The organism is Pantoea sp. MHSD4, assembly GCF_021043305.1.
GTDB lineage: Bacteria > Pseudomonadota > Gammaproteobacteria > Enterobacterales > Enterobacteriaceae > Pantoea > Pantoea eucalypti.
Window position 1 is genome coordinate 1 of record NZ_JAJNDH010000025.1, and the last position, 3,001, is coordinate 3,001.

Annotated in this window: 2 protein-coding genes; one reads left to right on the forward strand and one right to left on the reverse strand. The window is 46.3% G+C overall.

All coding sequences use genetic code 11. From position 1 onward, the window contains the following. Positions 1-58: 58 nt before the first annotated feature. Entirely contained in the window at positions 59-496 is a 438-nt protein-coding gene (locus tag LQK91_RS21875; RefSeq protein WP_008924517.1) for a GNAT family N-acetyltransferase, read from the reverse strand. A 382-nt stretch (positions 497-878) separates the two neighbouring features. On the opposite strand from LQK91_RS21875, the gene LQK91_RS21880 reads away from it, so the two are divergent. Continuing rightward, entirely contained in the window at positions 879-2,816 is a 1,938-nt protein-coding gene (locus LQK91_RS21880; protein WP_008924516.1) for a methyl-accepting chemotaxis protein, read from the forward strand. Positions 2,817-3,001 lie beyond the last annotated feature (185 nt).

Below are 3,001 nucleotides of genomic sequence, written 5' to 3' on the forward strand. Positions count from 1 at the left end.
TGGCACAAAGCGGACTGATGCAGAGATCAATGTCCGCTATGAGCGAAAAGCAGACCTTTTATAAAGCCTTTTTCATAAAAATACGGCTTGTTCCTTCGGGTTTGCAGTCTATACGTCCAAATTCTTCCCAACCGTGCTTTTTGTAGAACTCAGGGGCCTGAAAGCTAATTGTGTATAAGAATGCTGCAGTACAGCCTCTTCTTCTTCCTTCCTTCTCGAAGTGTGAGAGGATTTCTGTACCAATCCCCTTACTCCGAAACTCCGGTGGTAGATAGAAGAGATCTATAAAAAGTAGACCCAACGAAGAACGCCCCTGCATTCCCCCTAGAACTTCACCGCTAGTCTTTGATTTTAATAATACAGATAATGGCAGGCGATCACTCATTCCCGTCATTAAATCATTGAAATTGTTAAGACCTTCTTCAATCGGGATTAATTGCTCGGCGTTAGGATTTGCGCAGATCTCTAAATTTATCCCTTCAAAAATATCATTCATTTAAAATGTCCTTATAGATTAAAGTGCTGTTTAAATATACAGCCATTAGGTGCAATCACAAGAGGTTTGTCGTTTATGGTTTGCGTTTAAGCCGCATGATCAACTTCCGCTTTTGGCACAAAGCGGACATGAATCATGTATAAAACTCGTTAAGAGAGAAATTGATATTAACAATCTTTCCTACCTCTTATGAGGTAATTAGTAACATCAGCATGGGCTAATTACTGGGTGACAGGTTAGACCTTGTTGCAATTCAACCTAAACATTCCCTTTCTTACGCCTGCTATAAAGTTAATGAACAGTTAACCGATAATGATGATTAAGATGCTTTCAATCTGCATTATTTTTGTTCTTATAATAATTAATTCAGCAGGATGTAAAAATGAGTAATATTCTTAACAATATTAATCTTACCGCTAAGTTTGCAATTCTGGGCTTGTTTTGCCTTGTTCTTTTTTCAGTTCCTACCGTGCTTTTTGTGTCAGAAGGTAATAAATATATTCAGGACAAGCAGAAAGAAGTAACAGGAGTGCCTGCTGAAAACAAAATCCTTGCCCTGTTGAATCTGATACAGCGCCATCGCGCTGAAACAGCCCTCGCTATTGCGCAAAAAAATCCTGCCACCTCATCGCGTCTAAGTGTTAGAGATGACATTGTTACTATCACCGATGTCATCAAGAAAGAGATGGCGCAGACAGAAGGCAGTGCGGGTTTAATCGATAAAATTAATGGGGTGCGTGCACAGTGGGACGCGCTGCAGCAGGACATTGATGCTTCGAAACTGGATCAAACGGCCAGCCTTGACGCACATGCGCAACTCATCCGCAAACTTCTTAACACAAACCGCGACGTGCTGGATTTTTACGGTCTGTCGCTTGATTCAGATATCAGTACGTACCGCCTGATTACCAGCAATTTCTCATCATTGCCTGAGCTTACCGAAAGTCTGGGTAAAATTCGTGCGTTCGGGACTTCACTGCTTGCAAGGAAAGAAGCCGTTAGTGAGGCTGACTCTGTCCGTATGGAATCATTAATCAGCACGGGTGCCTATAATCTGGATATGTTTGCTCAGGACTCAGAGAAGCTTTTTTCGTCTGATACAGGGCTGAAGCAGAAATTCAGTGCCGATGCCGACGGGGCCGTACAGGAAGCCCAAAATGCCCTGAAAACTGCAGGTGAGTTATTTATTAGCCGCAGTATGACGAATCAGAGTCCTCAGGACTATGCCGCACTTTTTACCAGCGCGATTAACAGATTCAGCACCTACGCGATTGCGGGCGGTAATGAACTGAATGACATGCTGAACCAGCAGATTACGGACCACCGGCATGCACAGTATGGTTTGCTGAGCGTTCTTCTCTTTATGGTCCTGCTTTCTGTCGTTTTCGCATTGATTATTATCCGTTCTGTAACACGACCTATCGGTGCCGCGTCCAAGCTTGCGCTTGAAGTGGCAGAAGGCGATCTGACCGCATCTTTTTCCGTGACAGGACGCAATGAAACAGCCGGTCTGCTTAAGGCATTACTGCAGATGAGTCAGCGCCTGACGGTGACGGTAGAAAACATTAAAAGTAATGCTGTCACCATTGCCACCTCATCTGAGGAGATTGCCCGCGGTAACGGCGATCTTTCTGCGAGGACGGAAGAACAGGCTGCATCGCTGGCTGAAACAGCCGCCAGTATGGAACAACTCTCTTCGATCATCGGCAACAATGCTGAAAACACCCGCCATGCTGCAGAAATGGCCAGCTCGGCTACCAGCGCGGCATTGCGTGGCGGTCAGGCAATGGAATCAGTGCTGGGTTCCATGGAGAAAATCAGCAGCAGTGCAGGGCAGATTAAGGAAATCATTTCTGTCATTGATGGGATTGCGTTTCAGACGAATATTCTCGCGTTAAACGCGGCTGTTGAAGCTGCCCGGGCCGGTGAGCACGGTAAGGGCTTTGCGGTTGTTGCGGCGGAAGTCAGATCGCTGGCACAGCGCTCGGCTGGCGCGGCGAAAGAAATTAAAGGACTGATCGAACAGTCTGTGGAGAATGCTGAGCAGGGCATTTCGATGGCCCGGGATGCAGGTGAAAAAGTGAAGGAGAGTATGGATGCGATTGAACAGACAGCACAGCTGGTGAGAGAGATTTCATCTTCTTCAGAAGAGCAGAGTGCAGGCGTATCGCAGATAAATATTGCCGTTACTCAGATGGATCAGGTCACACAGCAGAATGCCGTGCTCGTTGAAGAGTCAGCATCGTCTGCTGATGAACTTGCAAGTCGAGCCGCTAATCTGAGGGACGCGGTTAGCGTGTTCCGCACAAACGCTGGTTAAAATTTCTGTTAAGTGCTTTTTATATGTCTGTAAACGGCGTGCTGCCAGGCGCATTTCTTAGGCCTGTCATCTCAGTAACAGTATTCCATAAGCCATCCTACGGGATGGCTTAATTCCTTCCTTACGTAACGTTGGCACAAAGCGGACATACGTGCTGCAAGGTCCGCTATGAGCGAGAAGCGGAC